The sequence below is a fragment of the Nitratireductor sp. StC3 genome, from assembly GCF_003015025.1.
GTDB classification, from domain to species: domain Bacteria; phylum Pseudomonadota; class Alphaproteobacteria; order Rhizobiales; family Rhizobiaceae; genus Mangrovimarina; species Mangrovimarina alexandrii.
Window position 1 is genome coordinate 45,922 of record NZ_PYBP01000003.1, and the last position, 24,112, is coordinate 70,033.

Sequence of the window (24,112 nt, forward strand, 5' to 3'; positions counted from 1 at the left end):
AGATGCGCGAACTCCTGCTGCTGCGCCATGCCAAGTCGAGCTGGGACGATGCCACGCTCGACGATGCCGACCGGCCGCTCGCCGCGCGCGGCCGCAAGGCGGCGCCGGTCATGGCGCGCGCGATGGCCCGGCACGGCTGGGTGCCCGAACTGGCGCTGGTTTCGCCCGCCCTGCGCACCCGGCAGACCTGGGCACTGGTCGCAGCCGAATTGCCGCGTCCGGTCGAGACCCGGCTCGCCCCCGAGATTTACGAAGCCGAACCCGAGATCATTCTGGAGACGATCCGGTCCGTGCCGCCCGCGATCCGTCGGCTTGTCGTCGTCGGCCACAATCCGGGACTGGAGCGCCTGGCCGAAACCCTCGCCGGGCCGGGCTCCGACGCGGCCGCGCTGGCGCGGCTGCGAACGAAATTCCCGACCGCGGCCCTGGCCCGGTTCGAGGTGGCAACGCACTGGTCCACGTTGACATCGGGCGCCGCCCGGCTCGCCGCCTTCCTGAAGCCGCGCGATTTCGGCTAGCTGCGTTCGCGACCGGCGCTGCGATAGACGTCAGCGGAGCCGGGACAGTCGGCGGACGCAGCGGCGAACACGAACTTGCGCGTCCTTGCAATCCGCGCTAGCAGCTCGGCGAATGATCGGAGGTTTTATGTCCCGGTAAAGGAGGGGCGGCAACGCCCCGCAAACGGACGAGGCCCGCAGGAAGTCGGGCCCCCTGTTCGTTTGGCTTACCAATATCGTGAATAGGCAGCCTGCCGCGCCGGTTTCCGGTGCGTGTTTGTGGTTGCCCGAACCGGACATGAGCGAACCATGATCAAGACCTACCGCCCCGGCGTCGATGACGACGCCATCGTCGATATCTGGCTCAAGGCCAGCCGCCTCGCCCATCCCTTCCTCGGCGAGGATTTTCTGCAGCGCGAGGCCGGCAACATCCGCGATGTCTACCTGCCGGCGGCCGATACCCGCACGGTCTGGGCAGACGGGCGGCCGGTCGGCTTCCTGTCGCTGCTCGGCGATCAGGTCGGCGGCCTGTTCCTCGACCCCGCCTTTCACGGCCGCGGCCTTGGCCGCGCGCTGGTGGACGACGCCGTTGCCCGTCGCGGCAGCCTCGAACTCGACGTGTTCGTGGACAATGCCGTCGGCCGGCGTTTCTATGCCGGTTACGGGTTCGTGGAAACCGGACGGCATGTCGACGAGCCGACCGGCCATCCGGTGATCCGCCTGCGCTATCCGGCCTGACCGCGACCGGCGCGTCGCCGTCCTGACACCGGCCTGTCAGGAGGCGCGACGCGCCGGCTTAAGCGCACCGGCCCGAACCCTTCCCTTTCGGCCGGACTCTCTCCATATTCCCGGCATGGCTTCCAAATCCGACAACAAGGCGCCGCGCCCGGCCAAGGACGACAAAGCGCCCGGCACGCGCAAGCGGCGCAGCCCGCTGACCGATTTTCACGACGCCGCCGAACCGCTCGATCGCGGCGACGGCGGTTTTGCGGAAGCGCCGCAAAAGGATATGTCCGGCGCGCCGCTGTCGGGATCGGTATCGGACTGGGCCCGCGAGATGGAACGCGCCGCCGAGGCGGACGCCCGCGCGACGGAGATGCGCGCCATTCGCTCGGCCGCCGGCAAGCACCGCGTCAAGGCCGCCGGAGAACCAGCCGCGCGGCCGTCGAAAAAAGTGCCCGAACGCTCCGGCGCCCCGACCAAGACGGCGCGCGGCACCTCGATGGGCGGCGCGGCCTCCGCCAAGGACCGCGCGGCCGCCGGCCTGAACCCGGTCGCCGGCCTCGACATCTCGCTCGAGGACGCCGGCACGCTCGCCAGTTCCAGCGTCACCGCGACGGTGGAGGCGCTGTCGAAGCTGATCGAAAGCGGCAACCCGCTGCACAAGAACGGCAAGCTGTGGACGCCGCACCGGCCCGAACGGCCCGAAAAGTCGGAAGGCGGCGTGCCGATCCGCATGGTGACGGAGTACCAGCCCTCCGGCGACCAGCCGACCGCCATTCGCGACCTCGTGGAAGGCGTCGATACCGGCGAGCGCACCCAGGTTCTGCTCGGCGTCACCGGCTCGGGCAAGACCTTCACCATGGCCAAGGTGATCGAGGCGACGCAGCGTCCGGCGCTGATCCTGGCGCCGAACAAGACGCTCGCCGCCCAGCTCTACGGCGAGTTCAAGCAGTTTTTTCCCGAAAACGCGGTCGAATATTTCGTTTCCTACTACGATTATTACCAGCCGGAGGCCTACGTCCCGCGCACCGACACCTATATCGAGAAGGAATCCTCGATCAACGAGCAGATCGACCGCATGCGCCACGCCGCGACGCGTTCGCTGCTGGAGCGCGACGACGTCATCATCGTCGCCTCGGTGTCGTGCATCTACGGTATCGGCTCGGTCGAGACCTATACGGCGATGACCTTCCAGATGCAGGTCGGCGACCGGCTCGACCAGCGCCAGCTTCTCGCCGACCTCGTCGCCCAGCAATATAAGCGCCAGGACGTGAATTTCGTGCGCGGCTCGTTCCGGGTGCGCGGCGACACGATCGAGATCTTCCCGGCCCACCTGGAGGACCGCGCCTGGCGCATATCGCTGTTCGGCGACGAGATCGAGACGATCACCGAATTCGATCCCCTGACCGGCCACAAGACCGGCGACATGAAATCGGTGAAGATCTACGCCAATTCGCACTATGTGACGCCGCGGCCGACGCTGAACCAGGCGACCCGGTCGATCAAGCAAGAGCTCGCCCACCGCCTCGACGAGTTGGAGAAGGCAGGCCGGCTCTTGGAGGCGCAGCGGCTCGAACAGCGCACCCGCTTCGACCTGGAAATGCTGGACGCGACCGGCTCGTGCGCCGGCATCGAGAATTATTCGCGTTACCTGACCGGCCGCGCGCCGGGCGAGCCGCCGCCGACGCTGTTCGAGTACGTGCCCGACAACGCGCTGGTGTTCGTCGACGAAAGCCATGTGACGATCCCGCAGATCGGCGGCATGTATCGCGGCGACTTCCGCCGCAAGGCGACGCTGGCCGAATACGGCTTCCGCCTGCCCTCGTGCATGGACAACCGGCCGCTGCGCTTCGAGGAGTGGGACGCGATGCGGCCGCTGACCGTCGCGGTGTCGGCGACGCCGGGCGGCTGGGAGATGGAGCAGTCCGGCGGCGTGTTCGCCGAACAGGTGATCCGCCCGACCGGGCTTATCGACCCGCCGGTCGAGGTGCGCCCGGCCAAGACCCAGGTCGACGACGTCCTGGGCGAGATCCGCGACACCGCGCGCCGCGGCTACCGCACGCTGTGCACCGTCTTGACCAAGCGCATGGCCGAGGACCTGACCGAATATCTGCACGAACAGGGCATCCGCGTGCGCTACATGCACTCCGACATCGACACGCTGGAGCGCATCGAAATCATCCGAGACCTGCGCCTCGGCGCCTTCGACTGCCTGGTCGGCATCAACCTGTTGCGCGAAGGGCTCGACATTCCCGAATGCGGCTTCGTCGCCATTCTCGACGCCGACAAGGAAGGGTTCCTGCGCTCCGAGACCTCGCTGGTGCAAACGATCGGCCGCGCGGCGCGCAATGTCGACGGCCGCGTCATTCTTTACGCCGACACGGTGACCGGCTCGATGGAACGCGCCATGGCCGAGACCGCGCGCCGGCGCGAAAAGCAGCTCGCCTGGAACGCCGAAAACGGCATCACGCCGGAGAGCGTGAAATCGCGCATCGCCGACATTCTCGATTCGGTCTACGAGCGCGACCATGTGCGCGCCGACATTTCCAGCCACACCGAGGAAGGCGCGCTGGTCGGCCACAATCTCAAATCGCATGTCGAGCATCTGGAAAAGAAGATGCGCGACGCCGCCGCCGATCTCGATTTCGAGGAGGCGGCCCGTCTGCGCGACGAGATCAAGCGCCTGCAGGAGACCGAGCTGGCGGTCATGGACGACCCGATGGCCCGCGATACCGGCGTGGAGAACACGCAAAGGAGCCGGCGCGACAAGGCCAGGGGCAAAGCGGCGAAACCGCGTGGCGCCGGCGGCGCGGCGGCGGGCGGCGACAGCCTGTTTTCCAAGCCGGCGCTCGACGACATGGGCGGTTCGGGCGACCACGCCACCCCGGCCGGCGCGGTGCCACGCTCGCTGTTCAAAAAGCAGTCGCACCGCCAGGCGCACGGTCCCGATTACGGCACGCCGGGCGAAGAGCGGCCGGGCGGGGAACAATCCCTGTTCCGCAAGAACACGCTCGACGAGATGACGGTCGGACGCACCGAAAAGCCGCTCGGTGGCGAGCCGCCGGCGCCGCCCGAGGAGGCCAAGCCGGTCAAGCGCCACCGCGCCGGCGCCGGCTCCTACGAGGACCCGGCCGACGAACGCCGCGCGCGGCGGCCGAAAAAGAGCGGCCGGCCGGGCCGGTAGGCGCAGTCATAGGGCTGCGCGATCAGCCCTCCAGCCCGGCGCGGACGAGGTCGAGCGGCTGGCGCGGACCGTGGTGGTAGGCGACCGTGATCCTTTGTTCGATCGCGGCGCGCCGCGCGCGCTGGCGGGCGGACACGCCAAGTTCACAGCACACCGCCTCCACCACCTGTCGGATCGCCTCGCGCGCCTCCTTGGGGCGCGGCGGCGCCGGGACGGGCTTGCGGCGGGGGGATTGCGTGGGGCGGGTCATCTCCTTGGCCTCCTGTCGGGCCGGCTCCATTGACGATCGTTTCTCGGCCAACCTTTAAATCTAACGCATGAAATGCGGACATGGATCGGCAGGCGCGATCACAGTTTGTGCCGTTCGGTAACCCAACGGCACCGGAAACCGCATGGCAAGCCCACACGATGCGCCATCCGCACCGCCCATTGCGCGCCAGCGCCGGGTTTGCGGCCTGCTTCACCTTTCGTTAAGGCAAAACCCCGTTTGTCGAAGCGCCCGTTGGATCGACGGCCTCTCAGGCCCCAGATTGAGCAGTGGACCACCAGACCGGGAGACGGACCTTGACGCTTCGTAGCACCGCCGCATGCCTGTTCCTGTCCGCAGCCCTCGGCCTGGCTGCCCTGTCCGGCGCCGCGGCCGCGCCATTATTTGCGGCAGCGCCGTCGACGCCGCCCGGTACGGCGGCCGCGATCCCGGCCGGCGGCTGCCACCAGGACACGCGCCGCCATTTCGTGCCGGAGTTCGGCAAGACGCTGCGCCATCACCACCGCCGGCGCGACTGCCGGCCGGTCGCCGACGAAACGGCTGAGCGCCGCAAGCCGGCGGACTGCCACCGCGCCCCGCGGCTTCATCGCGTGCCGGGCGCAGGCCGCATCTATCATCGCCATGTCGGCGATGATTGCCGCATCCGCATCATCCGCCGCTCGAGCGAACCGGCGATCGGCAACTGAGGCCGACCGGCAAATCCGCGCTTGCCGCCAACGAAAAAATAGGGGACAAATTCCGCATTCGGGCATTTGCCGGCCCGGAGACTGGAATGGCATGCCCCGGCTTTGGACTGCCCCTCGTGGCGCCCGGGTGGATCGCGAAACGAGAGGGCCCCTGGCACCGCCCCGGCGTCGATCCGACTGTTTCTTCTCCCCCAGTGAACGACCGATGACATGCGGCATGCCCGCAAACCGAGCAACCTGACGGGAGAAAGGAGATTCCGATGGGTCAGATGACCGGAACCGTCAAGTTCTTCAACCATGCCAAGGGTTATGGCTTCATCACGCCCGACGACGGCGCCAAGGACATTTTCGTCCATATTTCGGCGGTCCAGGCATCCGGCCTGACCGGACTGGAAGACGGACAAAAGGTCACCTTCGACACCGAACCCGACCGACGCGGCAAGGGCCCCAAGGCGGTCAACCTGATGCTCGCCTGAGACATACGCACGCTTTCGCGTCGCGGGACCGCCGGTCCCGCGCTCAAACCCGGCCACGCGGCCGGGCCTCGTCCGCGCCGGCCATCCGCCGGCGGCGACCCTGCCGGACCGCCCTGTCACACGACCGTCCAGCCGGCACGTCCCCGTTTCGCGCCACCGCCGCCGCCCGATTGCGTCGACAACCAGCCCGTTGTTTCAAAACCCTATTCTTGCTGAACGCGCCGTTCAGCCAGCGTTCAGTCGCGCCCTTCTAAAACAGCGCCAATTCCGGCCCGCCTTTCGCGCCGGCGCTTTCATGGAGAGCTTGATGAACCGTTTTCTCAAATCCCTGCTTCTCACCACCGCGGTCGCCGCGACCACACTCGTACCGGTGTTGGAAGCCAGTGCCGGGCAGCGCTGGCGCGAGCATCGTCCGCGCCATCCCGAGGTCAATCATCGCCAGAACACCCAGGAGGACCTGCTCGCCGCCGGCATTCTCGGCCTGGTGGTCGGCGGCCTGATCGTCGGCGCCGTCAGCAGCGCGGACCGGGAACCGGCCTATGTCGACGACTACCGCGATGCCGGCTTCGACGATTTCCCGCCGGCGCCCCAGCCGCGCCCGTATCGCCGGCGCGTCGTCAATGCCGATCCCTATGCCGGCAGCGACTATCAGCCCTGGAGCCGCGAATGGATGCGCTATTGCCAGCAGCGCTATCGCTCCTTCAACGTCAGCACCGGCACCTATCGCGGCTATGACGGCAGGGACCATTTCTGCGTCGCCGACTGACCTCCAGCCAAGACGCGCACGCTGCCCCGTCCGCTTCGCGGGCGGGGTTTTCCTTTTCGCGGCACCTACACTAGAAACGGATTGCTGCGCCGCTCGTCGCCGAAGCGGCCGCCCGGCCCGTGGCCGCAAATAAACCCGACCTCGTCGCCGAGCGGCAGCAATTTTTCCTTGATCGAGCGGATCAGCGTCTCGTGGTCGCCGCCCGGCAGGTCGGTGCGCCCGATCGAACCGTTGAACAGGACGTCGCCAACATGGGCGAACTGGGCCGCGCGGTTGAAGAACACGACATGGCCCGGCGCATGTCCGGGACAATGCAGGACCTCGAAATCGTGAGCGCCGAAACGCACCGTTTCGCCCTCGGCCAGAAACCGGTCCGGCACGCAATTGCGCACCGGATCGGCAAGGCCGAACATTTTTGCCTGCTCCTCGAGATTGAGCAGCATCTGCCGGTCGGCCTCGTGCGGGCCGACAATATCGACGCCGAGCGCCTCCTTCAGGTCCATCGCGCCGCCGGCATGGTCGATATGGCCATGCGTCAGCCAGATAGCCTCGATCGACAGCCCATTCTCCTCGACGGCCGCGCGGATGCGTTCGACCTCGCCGCCCGGATCGACGACCACACCGTGCTTGGTGTCGGTATCGAACAGGATCGTGCAGTTCTGCTGGAACGGCGTGACTGGAATGATGCCGGCGTTGAGCTGTCCCATGGCGCTTTCCTCGTTGGTCGCCCCTCCCATAACGGCCGGGTGCGGGAGCGTCCACCCGTCCCGGGGGCGAGGACTCTACGCGGCGAACGAAAAAGGGCGGCCCACGCGGCCGCCCTTGCCCACCGGCCGGACAGGCCGGCTCAGCTCTTTTTCATCGACTGCATCACCGCGCCGACAATGCCGGTCAGGATGCCACCGCCGGCGGCCCCGCCAACCGCATCGCCGAGCATGCCGCCAAGCGCGCCGGCGGTCGCCGGATCCCCCAGCAGCGAACCGATGATCGTGCCGCCGCCGACGCCGCCGATCGCGCCGACGACGGTGCGCAGGATCGCGCTGACCGCCTGCTGCTTGAGCGCGCCCGAAACCGCGTGCCCGCCAATGGCGCCGGTCACCAACTGAACAATGATGGGAAGTAGCGCTTCCATGTCGTTTTACCCTCCGTGGCCAAGCCGGTCCCGCTGCCGGCATGGCCATCGAAAAGGCAATGCGCCCCGGAGTCAAATCTATAGCGGCGGGGTTTCACGCATTTTCTTAAATCGCGGCCGCAACCCCTTCGCCACGGTCATAAACGACCGCTATCTATTCCGCAGCGGCCACCGCGCGCCTGGGATGGACCTCGGCCGAGTAGTCGGCCATCAGATTGCGGGAGAACTCGCCGGGCTGGAAACGGTAGGGTCCGATTTCCGACACCGGCGTCACCTCGGCGGCCGTTCCGGTCAGGAAACATTCCTGGAAACCGTCCATCTCCTCGGGCAGGATGGTCCGCTCGACGACCTCGTAGCCGCGCCGGCGCGCAAGCTCGATCACCGTGCGGCGGGTGATGCCGTCGAGGAAACAGTCCGGCTTCGGCGTATGGATGACGCCGTCCTTGACGAAGAACACGTTGGCACCGGTGGCTTCGGCGACGTGGCCACGCCAGTCGAACATCAGCGCGTCGGCATAGCCCTTGGCCTCGGCGGCGTGTTTGGACAGCGTGCAGATCATATAGAGACCGGCCGCCTTGGACTTGCAGGGCGCGGTGCGCGGATCGGGCCGGCGATATTCGGCGATGTCGAGGCGGATGCCTTTCAGCTTCTGCTCGGGATCGAAATAGCTCGGCCACTGCCAGATCGCGATGGCGCAGTTGATGCGGTTATTCTGGGCCGAAACGCCCATCTGCTCGCTGCCGCGCCAGGCGATCGGGCGCACATAGGCGTCGCTGAAACCCTGCATCGTGAGAAGCTGGCGACTGGCCTGGTCGATCTCGGCGACCGACCAGGGTATCGTGAAGCCGAGGATGCGCGCCGATTCGTGCAGCCGTTCGCTGTGCTCGGTGAGCTTGAAAATCTCGCCGCCATAGGCGCGCTCGCCTTCGAACACCGCACTGGCATAGTGAAGACCGTGCGTCAGCACATGCACCTTGGCATCGCCCCACGCCACGAACTCACCGTTCATCCAGATGTGACCGTCAAGCTGATCGAATGGAACGGATGCCATGTTTACCTCCTGCGGACCAGCGCCGCATGTGTGACAACGTACCGGAATTTCACGCCGGTTCCCGTGTTGAATTGAAAGTGTCGCCAATCATGGTGCGAAATGCAAAGGGAAGGATCCATCCCCAATCCGGAAACGCCTTGCCTTTTCGTTCGCAATCTGCCGAAAAGCTTGTCGAAAATTACCAGTCGGCTCGATATATGTCAACAAGGCTGACATATTTTTTACCAACGGAACCATGATGCCAGGCAAGGACGAACACGAACCGGTACCGATCCGCACGGCGCTGTCGCGCGCCGACGGGATCGATCTGGACATTATCGAGCTGCTTTTCTTCGCCTATCGCGATTTCACCTCCGACCCGGACCAGATTCTCGCCGCCGACGGTTTCGGCCGCGCGCATCATCGCGTGCTGCACTTCGTCAACCGCATGCCCGGTCTGACGGTGGCCGAACTGCTCGACGTGCTGAAGATCACCAAGCAAAGCCTGGCGCGCGTGCTCAAGCAACTGATCGACACCGGCCATATCGTGCAGCTTCCCGGACCGAAGGACCGCCGCCAGCGCGAGCTTTACCCCACCCAGCGCGGCCGCGCGCTCGCCCTTGCCCTCGCGCGGCCACAGTCTCGGCGCATCGATGCGGCGCTGAAGGAGACGGGCCGCGACAAGCGCGATGTGATAGAAGGTTTCCTCAAGGCGATGGTGAACCCCGATCTGCGCGCGCAGATCGACAATCTGCCGGGCAGGCCGGGCACTTTGGGATCCGACGATGGCTGACGAAATGATCATTCCCGCCGACGACGCGCCGCATCTTCTCGTGGTCGACGACGACACCCGCATCCGCACCCTGCTCAGCCAGTTCCTGACCACCAACGGTTTCCGCGTCACCGTGGCCGAGACGGCGGACGCGGCGCGGCGCCACCTTGCCGGGCTGGACTTCGACCTGATCGTGCTCGACGTCATGATGCCGGGCGAAAGCGGCGTCGACTTGACCAAGGCGCTGCGCGAAAGCCGCGATGTCCCCATCCTGATGCTGACCGCGCTGTCGGAAACCGACAACCGCATCACCGGGCTCGAGGCCGGCGCCGACGACTATCTGCCCAAACCGTTCGATCCGCGCGAACTGATCCTGCGCATCAACAACATTCTGCGCCGCGGCGGCCCGCCCCAATCGCCGAAGGTCGAACAGATCGTGTTCGGCCCCTATACGTTCCAGATCGCCCGCCGGGAGCTGAAAAAGGCCGGCAAAGGCATCAAGCTCACCGATCGCGAGCAGGAAATCCTGGCGATCTTCGCCGAACGGCCGGGCGAGACCATACCGCGCCACGAACTGGTCAGCGGCGACACCGAAGTGGGCGAACGCACAATCGACGTCCAGATCAACCGCCTGCGGCGCAAGATCGAGCGCGATCCGGCCAATCCTGTCTGGCTTCAGACGGTGCGCGGTGTTGGTTACAGGCTGAGCGTGGAATAGACTGTTCCGGCCCGCGCGTTGCGCGACGGGCGAAACGGCAGCACTCCACGGGCGCTCCAGATGGCAACCACGAACGGAACTTCCGCGACCGAGCGGCCCGGCCTGGGCCGCAGGCTGGCGCGTGTCGTCAGCCCCGTTCCCAATATCTGGCGGCGTTTCTGGCGCAAGGTGTCGCGCCGCATGCCCAAGCGGCTCTACGCGCGCTCGCTGATCATCGTGATCGCGCCGATGATCCTGCTGCAGTCGGTGGTGGCGTTCGTGTTCATGGAGCGGCACTGGCAGACGGTGACCCAGCGCCTGTCGACGGCGGTGACGCGCGACATCGCCGCCATCATCGACCTGATCGAGACCTATCCCGACGAGCGCGGCAAGCAAAACGCGGTGCGCATCGCCCAGGAGCGGCTGTCGCTGCGGGTCGACATCATGCCGCCCGACCCGCTGCCGGCGCCGGGGCCGAAACCGTTCTTTTCCATCCTCGACCAGATTTTGAGCGCGGAAATCACCAGCCAGATCAACCGGCCGTTCTGGATCGACACGGTCGGCAATTCCAACGTCGTGGAAATCCGCATCCAGCTCGACGAGCAGGTTCTGCGGGTGTTTGCCCGGCGCAGCCAGGCCTACGCCTCCAACACGCATATTTTCCTGTTGTGGATGGGCGGCACCTCGCTGGTGCTGATCATCATCGCGGTGTTGTTCCTGCGCAACCAGATCCGCCCGATCCAGCAACTGGCCGAGGCGGCCGAGAGTTTCGGCAAGGGACGGCCGACGCCGGAGGATTTCCGCCCGCGCGGGGCCGAGGAAGTGCGCCGCGCCGGGCTCGCCTTCCTGCAGATGCGCGAACGCATCGAACGCCAGATCGAGCAGCGTACCGCCATGCTGACCGGCGTCAGCCACGACCTGCGCACCATCCTGACCCGCTTCCGCCTGCAACTGGCCGTGTCCGGCGGCAAGACCGACGTGGCCGCGCTCGACAACGACATCGAGGACATGCAGTCCATGCTGGAAGGCTACCTGTCCTTCGCGCGCGGCGAGGCGCTGGAAGACACCGGCCGCATCAATCTGGAAACGCTGTTTGCCAAGCTGACCGAGGAAGCCAAATTGCGCGGCCGGACGCTGACGGTGCAATTGTCGGGCGATCCGGAGGTACACGTCCGGCCGACCGCCTTCTCCCGACTGGTGACCAACCTGGTCGGCAATTCCTTCCGCTACGCCAAATCCGTCCACATCACCGCGATCCACGGGCCCGGCTCGCTGATCGTCACCGTGGACGACGACGGTCCGGGCATTCCGGCGCAGGAGCGCGAGCACGTGTTCCGTCCCTTCGTGCGCCTCGACGAGGCGCGCAACCAGGATTCGGGCGGCACCGGGCTCGGGCTCTCGATCGCCCGCGATATCGCGCGCAGCCATGGCGGCGACATAACCCTCGACGACAGCCCGCTCGGCGGCCTGCGCTGTGTCGTGCGCGTTCCGGCCTGAGCAGCGGCCGCGCCATCGCGTGATTTGATATTTCTGCCAAGTGGCCTTATATTCAATGCCAGATGGCAAACATGAAATCCAGATCGAACGCGCCAAACGCACGGCGGACCCCGGAAGGCGCCGCGCCGGTCGACCGGGCCGCCGTCGCGGCCAAGGCCTGCGCGCGCATCGCCGACGCCTGGCGGTTGCGCAACGAGGAGGCTGCCGGCCTGCTCGACGTTTCGGCCCGCACCTGGGCGCGGGTCAAGACCGGATCGTGGACCGGCCGCCTGTCGCAGGATCAATTGCTGCGGGCGAGCGGACTGATCGGCCTTTACAAGGGCTTGCATCTTTATTTCAGCGACCCGCTCGCCGACGAATGGGTCCGGCTTGCCAATACCGGTCCCGCCTTCGGCGGCCGCCGGCCGGTCGACGTGATGATCGCGGGCGGCCTGCCGGCGATCCTGCAGGCGCGCGACCATGTCGATGCACTGAGGGGCGGCGCTTGACCCCTTCCATCACCGCGATCGCCGAACCGGCGACGGTACGGCTGATCTCGACGGCCTATTTCAAGCCGCCGGTGCTGCGCCCGCTCGTCGACACGGACGAGGAACTGGCGCTGCTGGCCGAGATCGAGGGACTGACCAGCCGGCGGCTGCGCGCCGAAAGGGGCGAGGTCGGCGGGCTCGACGCGCGCGAATTGCTGTACCGCGCCTGGGGGCACACCCATGTCAACGCCGCCTTCGCCTATACGAGGCCTGAGGGAAACCGCTTCAATGACGGGACGCGCGGCGCCTGGTACGCCGCCTTCGAGGATCTGACCGCGCTGGCCGAGATCGGCTATCACCGCACCCGCGAACTCGCCCGTATCGGCCGTTATCACGACGAAGGCGTCTACCAGGCGCTGCTGGCCGGCTTCATCGGCGACTATCACGACCTGCGCGGCCTCGATGGCGCCCTCACCTGTCTCGATCCCGACCCCGCCGTCGGCTATCCGGCCGGACAGGCCCTTGCCCGCGCGCTGCGCGAGGATGGCGCGCGCGGGCTGATCTACCCCTCGACGCGCCGGCCGGGCGGCACCTGCCTGGTCGCCTTCGAGCCGCATTGCGTGCAGAACGTGCGCCCCGGCGCGCGCTGGAAATTGCAGTGGAGCGGAACGCCCGACTATACTGTCACCACCGACTGAGCGGGCACCGCCGCCCGGCCTCAGTCATCGCGATCGGCGGTCGGCTGTTCGGTAAAGCCTTCCATGTCGGAAATCTCCTCCACGTCGCGCTGGATCTCCAGCGGACTGGTGACGTAGGCCGTCAAAAGCCGCGCGATCGAATGCAGCGCGTGTTCGTGGACACGCTCGTAGCCGTGCGAGGCATCCACCCCGAAGGCGACGAGCGCCGTGCGCACGTCGTGCCCGGCCTCCACCGCCGACGCCGAATCGGAACGGTAGAAACGGAACACGTCCTTCTGGAAGTCGATCTCGTTCTCGCGACACAGCTCGACCAGCTTCTTGGTCAAATGATAGTCGAACGGTCCGGTCTGGTCGGCCATGGCGACGGTGACGCCGAATTCCGACGAATTCTGCCCGGGCGCGCTGGTGCCGTTGTCGACCGTCACCATCGAGGCGACCTCCGGCGCGACGATCGCCGTGGCGCCGGTGCCGACCTCCTCGGCGATCGTGAACAGGAAATGGATGTCGACCGGCGTGCGCGCACCGGCGCGCTCCAGCGCCTCGATCGTGGCCAGCGTGACCGCCGCGCCGGCCTTGTCGTCGAGATGGCGCGACACGATGAAGCCGCTGTCGAGGAATTCCGGCTGCGGGTCGATGGCGACGATGTCGCCGACATCGATCCCCAGGGCCCGGGTCTCCTCGTAGGAGGTCGTGCGCTCGTCGACCCTCAGCTCCAGATTGGTCCAGCCGACCGGCTGGGTGTCGATCTCGTCATTATAGGTGTGGCCGGACGCCTTGAGCGGCAGGATCCCGCCACGGAAATGTCGGTCTTCGGAATAGATGTTGGCGCGCGCGCCCTCGGCGAAACGCGCCGACCAGTTGCCGATCGGCACCAGATCGAGGCGCCCGTTCGGCTTGACCAGCTTCACCTGGGCGCCAAGCGTGTCGAGATGGGCCACGACCGAGCGCGCACCCTCGCGCCGGCTGCCCTGGCGCACCGCCCGGATCGCCCCGCGCCGTGTCAGTTCCGGCGTCAGGCCCAACCGTTCCAGCTCCTCGGTGCAATGGCGCACGACCGTGTCGGTGAAGCCGGTCGGGCTGTCGATCGCCAGAAGCGCCTTGAGTTGCTCGACCAAATAGGCGGTGTCAATCGCAATCCCGCCGCTCATGGAGCCACCTCCGCCCCTTCGGAGCCCGAAATCTCCGCCCAGGGCATGCGCGCGTGGGGAAACAGAAGGTCGATGAAACGCTCGGCCGTCGGCTGCGGTTCGTGATTGGCCAGGCCCGGGCGCTCATTGGCCTCGATGAAGACATAGTCGGGCTCGGTCGGCGACTTGACCATCAGATCGATCCCGACGACGGGGATGCGGATTGCCCTGGCCGCCGCGCAGCCGGCCTCGACCAGGCGCGGATGCACGATGCCGGTGACGTCGTGGATCGAGCCGCCGGTGTGCAGATTGGCGGTCTTGCGCACCACGATCTCGCGACCGGCCGCAAGCACCTGGTCGAGCGCGATCGACTGGGCGCCGAGGCAGCGCACGGTTTCGTCGTCGATCGGGATCCTGCTTTCGCCGCCAGTGGCCGCGGCGCGGCGGCGCGACTGGTGCTCGATCAGCGTGCGCACGTCGTGCTCGCCATCGCCGACGACCAGCGGCGGGCGGCGCACGGCGGCGGCGACCAGCTTGCCGTCGATCACCACCAGGCGCAGATCTTCGCCGTCGAAACAGGATTCGACCAGAACCCGGTCCGACACGCTTCTGGCCTCGGCGACCGCCTTGACGACCTCGTCCATGGTCTGGAGCCCGACCGCGACGCCGCGCCCCTGCTCGCCGCGCGCCGGCTTCACCACCACGCTGGCGTGGCGTTTCAGGAACGGGGCCACATTGCCGGCATCCGCGTCGGCCGCGATCTGCTCGGGCACGGCAAGTCCGGCGCGCGCGACCACGCGGCGCGTCACCGCCTTGTCGTCGCAGATCGACACCGCCACGCCCGAGGTCATTTCCGAGAGGCTTTCGCGGCAATGGACGGAGCGCCCGCCATAGGTCAGCCGGAAGAAGCCGCCCTCGGCGTCCGTCACCTCGACCTTGATACCGCGCCGGCGGGCTTCGTCGACGATGATGCGCGCATAGGGATTGAGCGCGTCGTGCTCCTGGATCGGCGTGGCGAACAGTTTTTCGTTGATGGAGTTCTTGCGCTTGACGGCGAAGATCGGAATGCGGCGGAACCCGAGCTTTTCGTAAAGCGCGATCGCCTGTTCGTTGTCGTGGATCACCGACAGGTCCAGGAAGGCGGCGCCGCGGGCCTGGAAATGCTCGGCCAGCCGGCGCACCAGCATCTCGCCGATGCCGGGATGGCGCGACTGGGGATGGACGGCCAGACACCACAGCGACGAGCCCCGTTCGGGATCGCCGAAAAGCCGCTGGTGATCGATGCCGGTCACCGTGCCGATCACCTCGCCGGTCGCCTCCTCCTCGGCCACGAAATAGGTGATCGAGCGGCTGTCGCGCTGGGCCCAGAAGAAGTCCGGATCGACCGTGACCATGCCGCGCGCGGCATAGATCGCGTTGACGGCCTCGGCATCGTCGCGCGAGGACAGACGGCGCACGAAGTAGCTGCGCGGCTTGCGCCGGCTCGGCCGGTAGGTCGGCAGGTCGAGCCGGTAGGTGTGCGAGGGATCGAGAAACGTCTCCTGCGGCGCGAGCGCCAGGACCACGTGCGGGTCGCGGATATAGAACGCGATGTCGCGGCGCTTGTCGCCCTCCTCCTCCAGCGCAGCGATGATGCTCTCATTGTCGGGAAAGGTCTGCGCGAACAAAAGCCGCCCCCAGCCGCAATCGAGCGCCACCGCCTCGCGCATGGCCTCGTGCTCGCCCTCGCCGTGCGCGATCGGCGGTTTCAGCGAATCCGCGCGCAGCCGCTTGAGCCGGTGGCCGAGCGCCTTGTCCGCGCGGATGGGGTGGGATTTGGATTCCGCGCCGCGATCCTTGGTCATTGGGCTAGATCCCATGCGTCTGGAGCCACATCTCGAGCAGGCCCACCTGCCACAATTCGGACCCGCGCAGCGGCGTGATGTGATCCGAGGGCGCGGCAAACAGCGTCTCGAGATAGTCCTTGCGGAACAGACCGCGCTCGCGCGCCGCCTGCGAGGTCAGCGCGTCGCGCACCATGTCCAGATAGGGGCCGTCGACATATTTGAGCTGGGGAACGGGAAAATAGCCCTTCTTGCGGTCGATCACCTCGCTCGGCACGATCTGGCGGGCGACGTCCTTGAGCACACCCTTGCCACCGTCGCGGATTTTTTCCTCCGGCGGAATGCGCGCGGCGAGTTCCACCAATTCGTGGTCGAGGAACGGCACACGCGCCTCCAGCCCCCAGGCCATGGTCATGTTGTCGACCCGCTTGACCGGATCGTCGACCAGCATGACGGTCGAATCGAGCCTCAGCGCCCGGTCGACCGGCGTGTCGGCGCCCGAACGGGTCAGATGGGCCTCGACCAGTTCGCGGCTGGGGTCGACACCGTCGATCCAGTCCGCCCCGAGCTGCGTCTTCAGCTTTTCATGCGTGCGGTCGAAGAAAACCTTGGCGTAGTCGCCGACCACGTCGTTAGAGTTCATCAGCGGCGGATACCAGTGATAGCCGGCAAAAATCTCGTCCGCGCCCTGGCCCGACTGCACCACCTTGATATGCTTGGAAACCTCCTGGCTGAGCAGGTAGAAGCCGACATTGTCGTAGGACACCATCGGCTCCGACATGGCCGCGATCGTGCCGGGCAGCGCGTCCATGAGATTGTCCGAGGGCACGAAGATCTTGTGGTGGTCGGTGCCAAAAGTCTTGGCGATCAGGTCGGAATAGACGAATTCGTCGCCCTTTTCGCCGTTCGCCTCCTCGAAACCGACCGAAAAGCTCATCAGCCCGGTCTGGCCGGCCTCGGCCAGCAGGCCGACGATCAGGCTGGAATCGACGCCGCCCGACAGCAACACGCCGACGGGAACGTCGGCCACCATGCGCCGCTTGACGGCGAGCCTGAGCGCCTCGAGAACCCGCTCGCGCCATTCCTCCGACGACACGCCGCTGTCGGCCGGATCGCGGGCGAAGGGCGGATCCCAGTAGATGCTCTGACGGCTGCTGCCGTCGGCTTCGATGACGCGGATCGTCGCCGGCGGCAATTTGCGCACGCCGGCAAGGATGGTGCGCGGCGGCGGCACCACGGCATGAAACGACATGTAATTATGCAGGGCCGCCGCATCGATGCCGGTGTCGACGTCGCCCGCCGCCAAGAGCGCCGGCAGCGACGAGGCGAACCGCAGCCGCTCGGGATTTTCGCTCAGATAGAGCGGCTTGATGCCGAAGCGGTCGCGCGCCATGACGATGCGGCCGGTCTCGCGCTCCTGGAGCACGAAGGCGAACATGCCGTGAAAACGTTCCACGCAGCGCTCGCCCCAGGCATGCCAGGCCTTCAGGATCACTTCCGTGTCGCCGGTGGAAAAGAAGCGGTAGCCTTTTGCCTCCAGTTCGGCGCGCAATTCGGGATAATTGTAGATGCAGCCGTTGAAGGCGATGGTCAGACCGAGTTCCGGGTCGCTCATCGGCTGGCGCGCGCGCTCGGACAGATCGATGATCTTCAGCCGGCGATGGCCGAAGCCGGCATTGCCGTGGATGACGATACCCGAACCGTCCGGCCCGCGCGGCGCCAGCGCATCAGCCATTTTTGAAATTGCGATGGCGGAAGGCTCCGCCCTGTCGAATCTGATTTCACCACAAATGCCGCACATAGGCGCGCGTTCAAACCTCCAGTGTCTTAAGGGATGCCATTGCTTTCGTCGCCGGTTTATTATAGTTCGAATGATTAGAAGTCAAATGATTGCCGGCTGTCGATGGACGAACAACAGACCCTGAACGCGCGACGCGACGAAACGTTCCCGACCGGGGAGCTGCGCGGCCTTATGAAATCGATCCGCCGGGTCGTGCGCGCGACCGACCTGCAGTCGCGTGCGCTCGCCCGCGCCAGCGGGCTGACGACGCCGCAGCTCGTTGTCCTGATGGGGGTCGCCGAACTGGGCGAAGTGACCACCAACGCCCTTTCCCACTACGCCGATCTCAGCCCGGCGACGGTCGTCACCATCCTCGACAATCTGGAAAGCCGCGCCATCGTCGAGCGCTATCGCTCGACCACCGACCGGCGCATCGTCTACACAAGGCTGACCGAAAAGGGCCGCGACATGGTCACCAACACGCCGGGTTTTTTCGGCGTCGACTTCGTCACCCGCTTTGCCGCCCTGCCCGAAAAGCGGCGCCGGGCGATCCTCGCCGGGCTGGAGGAACTGGCCGGGCTGATGGGCAGGGCCTAGGCGCCGCCGGACGCCGAAAAATGGCCGCCGCGCTCAAGCCGGGCGGTGTGCTTCAAAGCGACGGCGGCGACCCGCTGCGGAAGATCGACTGAGACTGAGGCGCTGAAGCGCACGCGCCGGTGCTCATTGCCGACGCCGGACCGGCAAGGTGCAAGCAGCGGCCGCTCTCCTGAGGAAAGGCGATATCCGGACCGGGTTTAAAACAGGCGGCCGCCGTCCGGGACGTTTTTGTCGACCGTGGCCAGCACCACGGCCCCCTCCTCGTCCGGAAAGCCCAGGGTCAGCACTTCCGACAGGAATTTCCCGATCTGGCGCGGCGGAAAATTCACCACCGCCATCACCTGGCGGCCGACCAGTTCGTCGGGCCGGTAGTGCTTGGTGATCTGCGCGGAGGATTTCTTGATGCCGATCGCGGGGCCGAGATCGATCCGCAGCTTGATCGCCGGCTTGCGGGCCTCGGGATAGGGCTCGGCGGCCACGATCGTGCCGATGCGGATATCGACCTTGTCGAAATCGGCAAAGCCGATCTCGGGCTTGCGCTCGGTCTCCTGGCTCATGGTCGCGATCCGCTTCTTCAAACAGCGCCAGGCAGGCGCGTCAGGCGTTGCCCTGGGTCTCGAACAGAGTGCCCGACAGCGCGTCGCGCGCCGAAACCCCCGACCAGACGACGAACTGGAAAGCCTGGAAATAGCACTCGCAGGCCTCGAGCGCGCTTGCCAGCAGCATCTCGACCTGCTGCGCGGTCGGCTCGGCACCGCCGGCCAGCAGCAGCGCCTGGCGGAACATGATCGCCCCCTCCTGCTCCCACAGATCGAAATGGCCGATCAGCATCTGTTCGTTGATCAGCGCCAACAGCCGCATGACCTCCATCACCCGGGCATCGGTGACCTTGATGTCGAAGGCGCAGGCCAGATGCAGCGCCTCGTATTCCTCCATCCACGAAAAGGAGATGTGATAGTCGGTCCAGTTGCCGGCGACCGAAATCGCGATCTCGTCGTCTCCGGCGCGTTCGAAGGCCCAGTCATTCGCGTGCGCGACCTGCTCGATGACATCGACGGGATGCGCGGTACGCGCGATGTCGAGTTCCAGAAGGCTCATCAAAAATTCCCTGTGATTGTGGGCGCGCCCCCGCGCGCTCCGCCTAAAATGCCTACGCGCGACAAACCGAACTGCCAGGTTACGAAATGCCGGCCAAATGGCTCCTGGCCGGAACACCCCCTCCCCGGCGCATGACCCAAAAACGAATCATGCAGTAAATTCAGTGTATTGATGCAGAGTCCGAGTTCCAGCGCTTTTTTCCCGCATGCGGCACCGGCATGTGGATAGATTATTTGCCGGCTGCGGCCCGCACCGCGTAAGGGATTCTGCGTGAAGCTTTTTTCGCGACAGGGGGCTGTGGACAAGCGCCCGAAAAAAATCCCGACCTAGGAGTCGGAGCCGGTCTTTTTGGGCGTTTTCTTGCCGGACTGGGCCAAGCTGGCCTCGATCTCGGCCAGCCGCGCGGCAAGCGCCTTGTTTTCCGCCCGCGCCTTGATCGCCATCTCGCGAACCGCCTCGAACTCCTCGCGCTGGACCACGTCCATCGAGTTCAAGATACGTTCGGCCTGAGCGCGGAACGCCGTTTCGACCTCATTGCGCACGCCCTGCGCGGCCCCGGCCGCATCGGTGAGCAGCTTGGCGAAATCGTCGAGAATGCGGTTCGGTCCGTTGCTCATGGGCGCTGCCTCGCAAACTTCGGCGCGCCGGCCCGAAAGCTGGCCGCCGACACGCGCAAACCGCAATTAGGGGCCCCGCGAAGCGATTGCAAGGGCGTTGGTCCAATCGGCGCGCGCATGCGTCGACTTGACCTTGCCGCGGCGCGCGCCCATTTTCGCGCCGACTCGCCCCGTTAAAGCGGATTTCGCCGTGCCAGACCTGCTGATCCTGCCTCTCGCGGCGCTGCCCTTTCCGCAGATCGATCCGGTATTGATCGAAATCGGTCCGCTGGCGATCCGCTGGTACGGGCTGGGCTACGTCATCGGCATCCTGTTTGCCTGGTGGTACGGCAAGCGCCTCATCGCCAATCAGCGTCTTTGGGGCTCCGACGGGCCGCCGATGCGGGCCGCGGATCTCGATGATTTCGTGGTCTGGGCGGCGGCCGGCGTCGTCCTCGGCGGGCGCATCGGTTATATTCTCTTCTACGATTTCGCCCGCTATCTCGACAATCCGCTGGCGATCCTGGCCGTCTGGCAGGGCGGCATGTCGTTTCACGGCGGGTTTTTGGGCACCACGCTGGCGATGATCCTGTTCGCGCGCTCGCGCGGCATCGCCCCATGGCGGCTTTTCGACGTGATCTCGGCCGGCGTCCCGGTGGGGCTCGGCCTGGTCAGGGTCACCAATTTCATCAATTCCGAATTGTGGGGCCGCACCAGCGACGTCCCCTGGGCCTTCGTGTTTCCCAATGGCGGGCCGGAGCCGCGCCATCCGAGCCAGCTCTACGAGGCCGCGCTCGAAGGGCTGATCCTGTTTTTTGTCCTGCGCGTGCTCACCCACCGTTTCGGCGCGCTGCGCGCGCCGGGCCGGATCGCCGGCGCTTTCGTCGCGGGCTACGGCGTCTCGCGCATCATCGTCGAATTCTTCCGCGAGCCGGACGCCCATATCGGCTATCTCGCCGGCGGCTGGCTGACCATGGGCATGGTCTTGTCCGTGCCGATGGTGCTGGTGGGGCTTTGGGTCTTTGCCCGCGCGCGGCCGCGCGCGCCCGATAAAGAAGCGGCATGAACCGGCTGGCCGAAACCATCGCCGGACTGATCCGTCAGACCGGACCGATCAGCGTGTCCGACTATATGGCGCTGTGCCTGTTCGATCCCGAGCACGGTTATTACACGAGCCGCGAACCGTTCGGCGCCAAGGGCGACTTCATCACCGCCCCGGAGATCAGCCAGATGTTCGGCGAACTCGTTGCGGTCTGGCTCTATTCGGCCTGGCGCGCGAGCGGCATGGACAAGCCCGCCACCTTCGCCGAGATCGGCCCCGGTCGCGGCACGCTTGCCGCCGACATCGCCCGCACGCTGGGCAAGCTCGATCCGCAATGCGCCGCCGCCTGCGACCTCGCCCTGATCGAGGCGAGCCCCAGGCTGGCGCAGGTGCAGCAGCAGGCGCTGGCCGAGGCCGGCATGCAAACAGCCTGGCCGGCTTCCGTCGAAGCCTTGCCCGACCGGCCGGTGTTCTTCATCGGCAACGAGATTTTCGACGCGATCCCGACACGCCAGTTCGTCAAGTCGGGCAATGCCTGGCGCGAACGCGTCGTCTCGCTCGACGAGAGCGGCGGCTTTCGCTTCGCGGCCGGGGTCGACACGCTCGACGAAGCGCTTTTGCCGCACGGGGCCGACAGGGCCGCCGACGGCGTCGTGTTCGAGATCGCGCCGGCGCGCACCGCCCTGCTCGACACCGTCGCCGACCGGATCGCCCGCCATGGCGGGGCGGCGCTGTTTTTCGATTACGGCCATCTGGAACCGGGCCTCGGCGACACGCTGCAGGCCGTGCGCGGCCACGCCCCCCATGACGTCTTCGAAACGCCGGGCGAGGCCGACCTGACCAGCCATGTCGACTTCGCCGCGCTGGCAGCCGCCGCGCGGGCGCACGGCCTGGCGGCCCACACGATGACGCAGGGCGCCTTCCTCCGCGCCATGGGTCTTGGCGAACGGGCCGGGCAGCTTGGCGCAAGCGGCAACGCGGCGCTGCGCGACACGCTCGCCGATCAGGTCGAGAGGCTCGCCGGCGCCGAGCAGATGGGCGAACTGTTTAAGGTGTTGGCACTGTTGCCCCACCACCTGGAGGTGTATCCGTTCCCGGACGGCGGATTGACTTGACCATGTCCCTGCCCCACGATCCGCGCCGCCGCGGCAACCAATGGCAAGATGCACGATGCTGAACGAATCGAGGCCGGAGCCTCTGCGATCCCCGGCGCTTGACGGGCTCGAAGGAGTCCGCCACGGTTTTTTCACGCGCGCGGGCGGCGCCTCGAAAGGGCTCTATCGGGGTCTGAATGTCGGGCTCGGCTCGCAGGACGACCGCCAGACCGTGCTCGAAAACCGTAGCCGGGTGACGGCGTGGCTTGGCGTGCCGGCCGCGAATCTGTGCACGCCGCATCAAATCCACTCGCCCGACATCGTGGTTGCCGACGCACCGTTCGGCGCGCAGCGGCCGCGCGCCGACGGCGTGGTCACGGCCCGGCCGGGCCTGGCGATCGGCATCCTGACGGCCGATTGCGGCCCCGTGCTTTTCGCCGACCGCGACGCCGGCGTGATCGGCGCCGCCCATGCCGGCTGGCAGGGCGCATTGAACGGCGTGCTGGAAGCCACGATTGCGGCGATGGTGGAGCTTGGCGCGCGCGCCGAACGCATCGTCGCCGTGCTGGGGCCGGCGATCAGCCAGGCCAATTACGAGGTCGGTCCCGAATTCGTTGCGCGTTTCGCGCTTGCCGATCCGGCCAACGCCCGGTATTTCACCGCGTCCGCGCGTCCCGATCATGCCATGTTCGATCTCAACGCCTACACGCTCGACCGGACCGGCATGACCGGCGCACAGGCATCGCAGCTGAAACGCTGCACCTATGCGGAGGAGGATCTTTTCTTCTCCTACCGCCGCACCACGCATCGCCAAGAAGCCGATTACGGCCGCCAGATCTCGGCAATCGTCCTGGAGGAGAAGTGATGGCATTGCATTTCGAGCGCTCGGAGTTCGACGCGCGCAAAGACCGCCTGTTGATCGAGATGGCCGATCGCAAGCTCGACGCCATGCTGCTCTTCGCTCAGGAGAGCATGTACTGGCTGACCGGCTACGACACGTTCGGCTTCTGCTTCTTCCAGTGCCTGGTGGTGAAGGCGGACGGGCAGATGGTGCTTCTGACCCGCTCGGCCGATTTGCGCCAGGCGCGCCACACCTCGATCCTCGAGGATGTGCGCGTGTGGACGGATCGCGACGGCGCCGACCCGACCGTCGATCTGCGCAACCTGTTGAACGACCTCGACCTGCTGGGGTGCCAGATCGGCGTCGAATACGACACGCACGGCCTGACCGCCTTCGAGGGCCGGCGGCTGGACGAGCAATTGCGCACATTCGGCAAGATCTCGGACGCGTCCGGCCTTGTCGGCCGCCTGCGCCTGTTCAAGAGCCCGGCCGAGATCGTCAAGGCGACCAAGGCCGCCCAGCTTGCCGACGACGCTCTCGACGCGGCCCTGCCGCTGATCAAGCAGGGCGGCGACGAAGGCAAGATCCTGGCCGCCATGCAGGGCGCGATCTTTGCCGGCGGCGGCGACTACCCGGCCAACGAGTTCATCATCGGCTCGGGACCGGACGCGCTTTTGTGCCGCTACAAGGCCGGCCGGCGCAAGCTGCGCAAGAACGACCAGCTCACCCTGGAATGGGCCGGCGTTTTCCATCATTACCACGCCGCGATGATGCGCACGGTCGTGCTCGGCAAGGTCTCCAAGCGCCAGCAGGAATTGTTCGAGGCCGCGCGCGCGGCCATGACCGCCGTCGAGGAAGCGATGGTCCCCGGCAAGACTTTCGGCGACGTGTTCGACGCGCATGCGCGGGTGATGGAAAGCCACGGCCTGACCCGCCACAGGCTCAATGCCTGCGGCTATTCGCTCGGTGCGCGCTTCACGCCGTCGTGGATGGACAAACCGATGTTCTACGCCGCCAATCCCGAACCGATCGCCCCCGACATGACGCTGTTCGCCCACATGATCATCATGGATTCCGACACCGAAACCGCGATGACCCTGGGCCGGACCTATCTGACCACCGACGGCGCGCCCAGCTCGCTGTCACGCCACGATCTCGACTTGATCGTGCGTTGAATGCGGCCTGTGGCCGGCCGCTTTCGCTGTTCAATCGAACCGCGAA

26 protein-coding genes are annotated in these 24,112 nt (G+C 66.5%); 16 read left to right on the plus strand and 10 right to left on the minus strand.

Annotated features, from left to right (window positions below):
* Positions 1–2: 2 nt before the first annotated feature.
* The 3 genes from C7T96_RS07395 to uvrB all read left to right on the plus strand — a co-directional run bounded on the left by C7T96_RS07395 (position 3) and on the right by uvrB (position 4,404).
* Positions 3–518 carry a histidine phosphatase family protein gene (locus C7T96_RS07395; RefSeq protein WP_106570578.1) on the plus strand — a complete coding sequence of 172 codons (516 nt, stop codon included), beginning with the start codon at positions 3–5 and terminating at the stop codon, positions 516–518.
* A 288-nt stretch (positions 519–806) separates the two neighbouring features.
* A complete protein-coding gene (locus C7T96_RS07400) occupies positions 807–1,235 on the plus strand; it encodes a GNAT family N-acetyltransferase (protein ID WP_106570579.1) in 429 nt (142 codons plus the stop codon).
* Positions 1,236–1,350: 115 nt separating this feature from the next.
* A complete protein-coding gene (gene uvrB, locus C7T96_RS07405) occupies positions 1,351–4,404 on the plus strand; it encodes an excinuclease ABC subunit UvrB (RefSeq protein WP_106570580.1) in 3,054 nt (1,017 codons plus the stop codon).
* A 22-nt stretch (positions 4,405–4,426) separates the two neighbouring features.
* Here the strand turns inward: uvrB and C7T96_RS07410 are convergent, their stop codons facing one another.
* Positions 4,427–4,654 carry a hypothetical protein gene (locus tag C7T96_RS07410; protein ID WP_127599494.1) on the minus strand — a complete coding sequence of 76 codons (228 nt, stop codon included), beginning with the start codon at positions 4,652–4,654 and terminating at the stop codon, positions 4,427–4,429.
* 314 nt (positions 4,655–4,968) lie between these two features.
* On the opposite strand from C7T96_RS07410, the gene C7T96_RS07415 reads away from it, so the two are divergent.
* The 3 genes from C7T96_RS07415 to C7T96_RS07425 all read left to right on the plus strand — a co-directional run bounded on the left by C7T96_RS07415 (position 4,969) and on the right by C7T96_RS07425 (position 6,600).
* Entirely contained in the window at positions 4,969–5,358 is a 390-nt protein-coding gene (locus C7T96_RS07415; RefSeq protein ID WP_106570582.1) for a hypothetical protein, read from the plus strand.
* 260 nt (positions 5,359–5,618) lie between these two features.
* The gene (locus tag C7T96_RS07420; RefSeq protein WP_106570583.1) at positions 5,619–5,834 is read left to right on the plus strand and encodes a cold-shock protein; all 216 of its coding nucleotides are present in this window, start codon (positions 5,619–5,621) and stop codon (positions 5,832–5,834) included.
* Between the two features lie 307 nt (positions 5,835–6,141).
* On the plus strand, positions 6,142–6,600 hold the full coding sequence (locus tag C7T96_RS07425) for a BA14K family protein (protein ID WP_106570584.1): 459 nt from the start codon (positions 6,142–6,144) through the stop codon (positions 6,598–6,600).
* Between the two features lie 65 nt (positions 6,601–6,665).
* On the opposite strand, the gene C7T96_RS07430 is transcribed toward C7T96_RS07425, so the two are convergent.
* The 3 genes from C7T96_RS07430 to C7T96_RS07440 all read right to left on the minus strand — a co-directional run bounded on the left by C7T96_RS07430 (position 6,666) and on the right by C7T96_RS07440 (position 8,783).
* Positions 6,666–7,307, minus strand: coding sequence for an MBL fold metallo-hydrolase (locus C7T96_RS07430; protein WP_106570585.1), 642 nt, complete (start codon positions 7,305–7,307; stop codon positions 6,666–6,668).
* A gap of 140 nt (positions 7,308–7,447) precedes the next feature.
* Positions 7,448–7,732 carry a hypothetical protein gene (locus C7T96_RS07435; protein ID WP_106570586.1) on the minus strand — a complete coding sequence of 95 codons (285 nt, stop codon included), beginning with the start codon at positions 7,730–7,732 and terminating at the stop codon, positions 7,448–7,450.
* Between the two features lie 154 nt (positions 7,733–7,886).
* Entirely contained in the window at positions 7,887–8,783 is an 897-nt protein-coding gene (locus tag C7T96_RS07440) for a branched-chain amino acid aminotransferase (protein ID WP_106570587.1), read from the minus strand.
* A gap of 238 nt (positions 8,784–9,021) precedes the next feature.
* Between C7T96_RS07440 and C7T96_RS07445 the strand changes: the two genes are divergently transcribed.
* The 5 genes from C7T96_RS07445 (at position 9,022) to C7T96_RS07465 (ending at position 12,893) form a co-directional block, all read left to right on the plus strand.
* Positions 9,022–9,555, plus strand: coding sequence for a MarR family transcriptional regulator (locus tag C7T96_RS07445; RefSeq protein WP_106570929.1), 534 nt, complete (start codon positions 9,022–9,024; stop codon positions 9,553–9,555).
* The gene (locus C7T96_RS07450) at positions 9,548–10,252 is read left to right on the plus strand and encodes a response regulator transcription factor (protein ID WP_106570588.1); all 705 of its coding nucleotides are present in this window, start codon (positions 9,548–9,550) and stop codon (positions 10,250–10,252) included. The genes C7T96_RS07445 and C7T96_RS07450 overlap by 8 nt, the downstream gene beginning before the upstream one ends.
* Before the next feature lie 180 nt (positions 10,253–10,432).
* On the plus strand, positions 10,433–11,728 hold the full coding sequence (locus tag C7T96_RS07455) for an ATP-binding protein (RefSeq protein WP_238719905.1): 1,296 nt from the start codon (positions 10,433–10,435) through the stop codon (positions 11,726–11,728).
* Positions 11,729–11,799: 71 nt separating this feature from the next.
* Complete coding sequence (locus tag C7T96_RS07460) at positions 11,800–12,216, plus strand: antitoxin Xre-like helix-turn-helix domain-containing protein (protein WP_106570590.1); 417 nt, start codon at positions 11,800–11,802, stop codon at positions 12,214–12,216.
* Positions 12,213–12,893: an RES family NAD+ phosphorylase gene (locus tag C7T96_RS07465; protein WP_199190430.1), complete on the plus strand. Its 681-nt coding sequence runs from the start codon at positions 12,213–12,215 to the stop codon at positions 12,891–12,893. Before C7T96_RS07460 ends, C7T96_RS07465 begins: the two co-directional genes overlap by 4 nt.
* A gap of 20 nt (positions 12,894–12,913) precedes the next feature.
* On the opposite strand, the gene C7T96_RS07470 is transcribed toward C7T96_RS07465, so the two are convergent.
* From C7T96_RS07470 to C7T96_RS07480, 3 genes are read right to left on the minus strand one after another with little or no spacing between them, the layout of a single operon-like run.
* Positions 12,914–14,041: an osmoprotectant NAGGN system M42 family peptidase gene (locus tag C7T96_RS07470; RefSeq protein WP_106570591.1), complete on the minus strand. Its 1,128-nt coding sequence runs from the start codon at positions 14,039–14,041 to the stop codon at positions 12,914–12,916.
* Positions 14,038–15,864 carry an N-acetylglutaminylglutamine synthetase gene (ngg, locus tag C7T96_RS07475; RefSeq protein WP_106570592.1) on the minus strand — a complete coding sequence of 609 codons (1,827 nt, stop codon included), beginning with the start codon at positions 15,862–15,864 and terminating at the stop codon, positions 14,038–14,040. The genes C7T96_RS07470 and ngg overlap by 4 nt, the downstream gene beginning before the upstream one ends.
* A gap of 4 nt (positions 15,865–15,868) precedes the next feature.
* Positions 15,869–17,644: an N-acetylglutaminylglutamine amidotransferase gene (locus C7T96_RS07480; RefSeq protein ID WP_106570593.1), complete on the minus strand. Its 1,776-nt coding sequence runs from the start codon at positions 17,642–17,644 to the stop codon at positions 15,869–15,871.
* A 102-nt stretch (positions 17,645–17,746) separates the two neighbouring features.
* Here C7T96_RS07480 and C7T96_RS07485 point away from each other — a divergent pair, with 102 nt between their 5' ends.
* Positions 17,747–18,220, plus strand: a complete 474-nt coding sequence (locus C7T96_RS07485) for a MarR family transcriptional regulator (protein WP_106570594.1) — start codon at positions 17,747–17,749, stop codon at positions 18,218–18,220.
* Between the two features lie 197 nt (positions 18,221–18,417).
* Here C7T96_RS07485 and C7T96_RS07490 read toward each other — a convergent pair whose 3' ends face one another.
* The 3 genes from C7T96_RS07490 to C7T96_RS07500 all read right to left on the minus strand — a co-directional run bounded on the left by C7T96_RS07490 (position 18,418) and on the right by C7T96_RS07500 (position 19,935).
* The gene (locus C7T96_RS07490) at positions 18,418–18,777 is read right to left on the minus strand and encodes a tRNA-binding protein (protein ID WP_106570931.1); all 360 of its coding nucleotides are present in this window, start codon (positions 18,775–18,777) and stop codon (positions 18,418–18,420) included.
* Between the two features lie 40 nt (positions 18,778–18,817).
* Positions 18,818–19,318: a YbjN domain-containing protein gene (locus C7T96_RS07495; protein ID WP_106570595.1), complete on the minus strand. Its 501-nt coding sequence runs from the start codon at positions 19,316–19,318 to the stop codon at positions 18,818–18,820.
* A gap of 326 nt (positions 19,319–19,644) precedes the next feature.
* Positions 19,645–19,935 (minus strand): accessory factor UbiK family protein, encoded by a 291-nt coding sequence (locus C7T96_RS07500; protein ID WP_106570932.1) that lies wholly within the window; start codon positions 19,933–19,935, stop codon positions 19,645–19,647.
* Positions 19,936–20,134: 199 nt separating this feature from the next.
* On the opposite strand from C7T96_RS07500, the gene lgt reads away from it, so the two are divergent.
* Genes lgt through C7T96_RS07520 form a run of 4 tightly spaced genes read left to right on the plus strand, consistent with a single transcriptional unit; the run spans position 20,135 to position 24,066 of the window.
* The gene (gene lgt / locus C7T96_RS07505; RefSeq protein ID WP_199190437.1) at positions 20,135–20,980 is read left to right on the plus strand and encodes a prolipoprotein diacylglyceryl transferase; all 846 of its coding nucleotides are present in this window, start codon (positions 20,135–20,137) and stop codon (positions 20,978–20,980) included.
* Complete coding sequence (locus C7T96_RS07510; protein WP_106570596.1) at positions 20,977–22,071, plus strand: class I SAM-dependent methyltransferase; 1,095 nt, start codon at positions 20,977–20,979, stop codon at positions 22,069–22,071. Before lgt ends, C7T96_RS07510 begins: the two co-directional genes overlap by 4 nt.
* A 55-nt stretch (positions 22,072–22,126) precedes the next feature.
* Entirely contained in the window at positions 22,127–22,915 is a 789-nt protein-coding gene (pgeF, locus tag C7T96_RS07515) for a peptidoglycan editing factor PgeF (protein ID WP_106570597.1), read from the plus strand.
* Positions 22,915–24,066 carry a Xaa-Pro peptidase family protein gene (locus C7T96_RS07520; RefSeq protein ID WP_106570598.1) on the plus strand — a complete coding sequence of 384 codons (1,152 nt, stop codon included), beginning with the start codon at positions 22,915–22,917 and terminating at the stop codon, positions 24,064–24,066. Before pgeF ends, C7T96_RS07520 begins: the two co-directional genes overlap by 1 nt.
* The last annotated feature ends 46 nt before the right edge of the window (positions 24,067–24,112 follow it).

Coding starts and splice junctions, on each gene's coding strand:
- C7T96_RS07485 (WP_106570594.1), top strand. CDS start 17,747: ATGGACGAACAACAGACCCTGAACGCGCGACGCGACGAAACGTTCCCG.
- C7T96_RS07495 (WP_106570595.1), bottom strand. CDS start 19,318: ATGAGCCTTCTGGAACTCGACATCGCGCGTACCGCGCATCCCGTCGAT.
- C7T96_RS07480 (WP_106570593.1), bottom strand. CDS start 17,644: ATGTGCGGCATTTGTGGTGAAATCAGATTCGACAGGGCGGAGCCTTCC.
- C7T96_RS07420 (WP_106570583.1), top strand. CDS start 5,619: ATGGGTCAGATGACCGGAACCGTCAAGTTCTTCAACCATGCCAAGGGT.
- C7T96_RS07440 (WP_106570587.1), bottom strand. CDS start 8,783: ATGGCATCCGTTCCATTCGATCAGCTTGACGGTCACATCTGGATGAAC.
- C7T96_RS07425 (WP_106570584.1), top strand. CDS start 6,142: ATGAACCGTTTTCTCAAATCCCTGCTTCTCACCACCGCGGTCGCCGCG.
- pgeF (WP_106570597.1), top strand. CDS start 22,127: ATGCTGAACGAATCGAGGCCGGAGCCTCTGCGATCCCCGGCGCTTGAC.
- C7T96_RS07445 (WP_106570929.1), top strand. CDS start 9,022: ATGCCAGGCAAGGACGAACACGAACCGGTACCGATCCGCACGGCGCTG.
- ngg (WP_106570592.1), bottom strand. CDS start 15,864: ATGACCAAGGATCGCGGCGCGGAATCCAAATCCCACCCCATCCGCGCG.
- C7T96_RS07470 (WP_106570591.1), bottom strand. CDS start 14,041: ATGAGCGGCGGGATTGCGATTGACACCGCCTATTTGGTCGAGCAACTC.
- C7T96_RS07510 (WP_106570596.1), top strand. CDS start 20,977: ATGAACCGGCTGGCCGAAACCATCGCCGGACTGATCCGTCAGACCGGA.
- C7T96_RS07430 (WP_106570585.1), bottom strand. CDS start 7,307: ATGGGACAGCTCAACGCCGGCATCATTCCAGTCACGCCGTTCCAGCAG.
- C7T96_RS07520 (WP_106570598.1), top strand. CDS start 22,915: ATGGCATTGCATTTCGAGCGCTCGGAGTTCGACGCGCGCAAAGACCGC.
- C7T96_RS07400 (WP_106570579.1), top strand. CDS start 807: ATGATCAAGACCTACCGCCCCGGCGTCGATGACGACGCCATCGTCGAT.
- C7T96_RS07395 (WP_106570578.1), top strand. CDS start 3: ATGCGCGAACTCCTGCTGCTGCGCCATGCCAAGTCGAGCTGGGACGAT.
- C7T96_RS07455 (WP_238719905.1), top strand. CDS start 10,433: ATGCCCAAGCGGCTCTACGCGCGCTCGCTGATCATCGTGATCGCGCCG.
- uvrB (WP_106570580.1), top strand. CDS start 1,351: ATGGCTTCCAAATCCGACAACAAGGCGCCGCGCCCGGCCAAGGACGAC.
- C7T96_RS07460 (WP_106570590.1), top strand. CDS start 11,800: ATGAAATCCAGATCGAACGCGCCAAACGCACGGCGGACCCCGGAAGGC.
- C7T96_RS07490 (WP_106570931.1), bottom strand. CDS start 18,777: ATGAGCCAGGAGACCGAGCGCAAGCCCGAGATCGGCTTTGCCGATTTC.
- C7T96_RS07450 (WP_106570588.1), top strand. CDS start 9,548: ATGGCTGACGAAATGATCATTCCCGCCGACGACGCGCCGCATCTTCTC.
- C7T96_RS07410 (WP_127599494.1), bottom strand. CDS start 4,654: ATGACCCGCCCCACGCAATCCCCCCGCCGCAAGCCCGTCCCGGCGCCG.
- C7T96_RS07500 (WP_106570932.1), bottom strand. CDS start 19,935: ATGAGCAACGGACCGAACCGCATTCTCGACGATTTCGCCAAGCTGCTC.
- C7T96_RS07435 (WP_106570586.1), bottom strand. CDS start 7,732: ATGGAAGCGCTACTTCCCATCATTGTTCAGTTGGTGACCGGCGCCATT.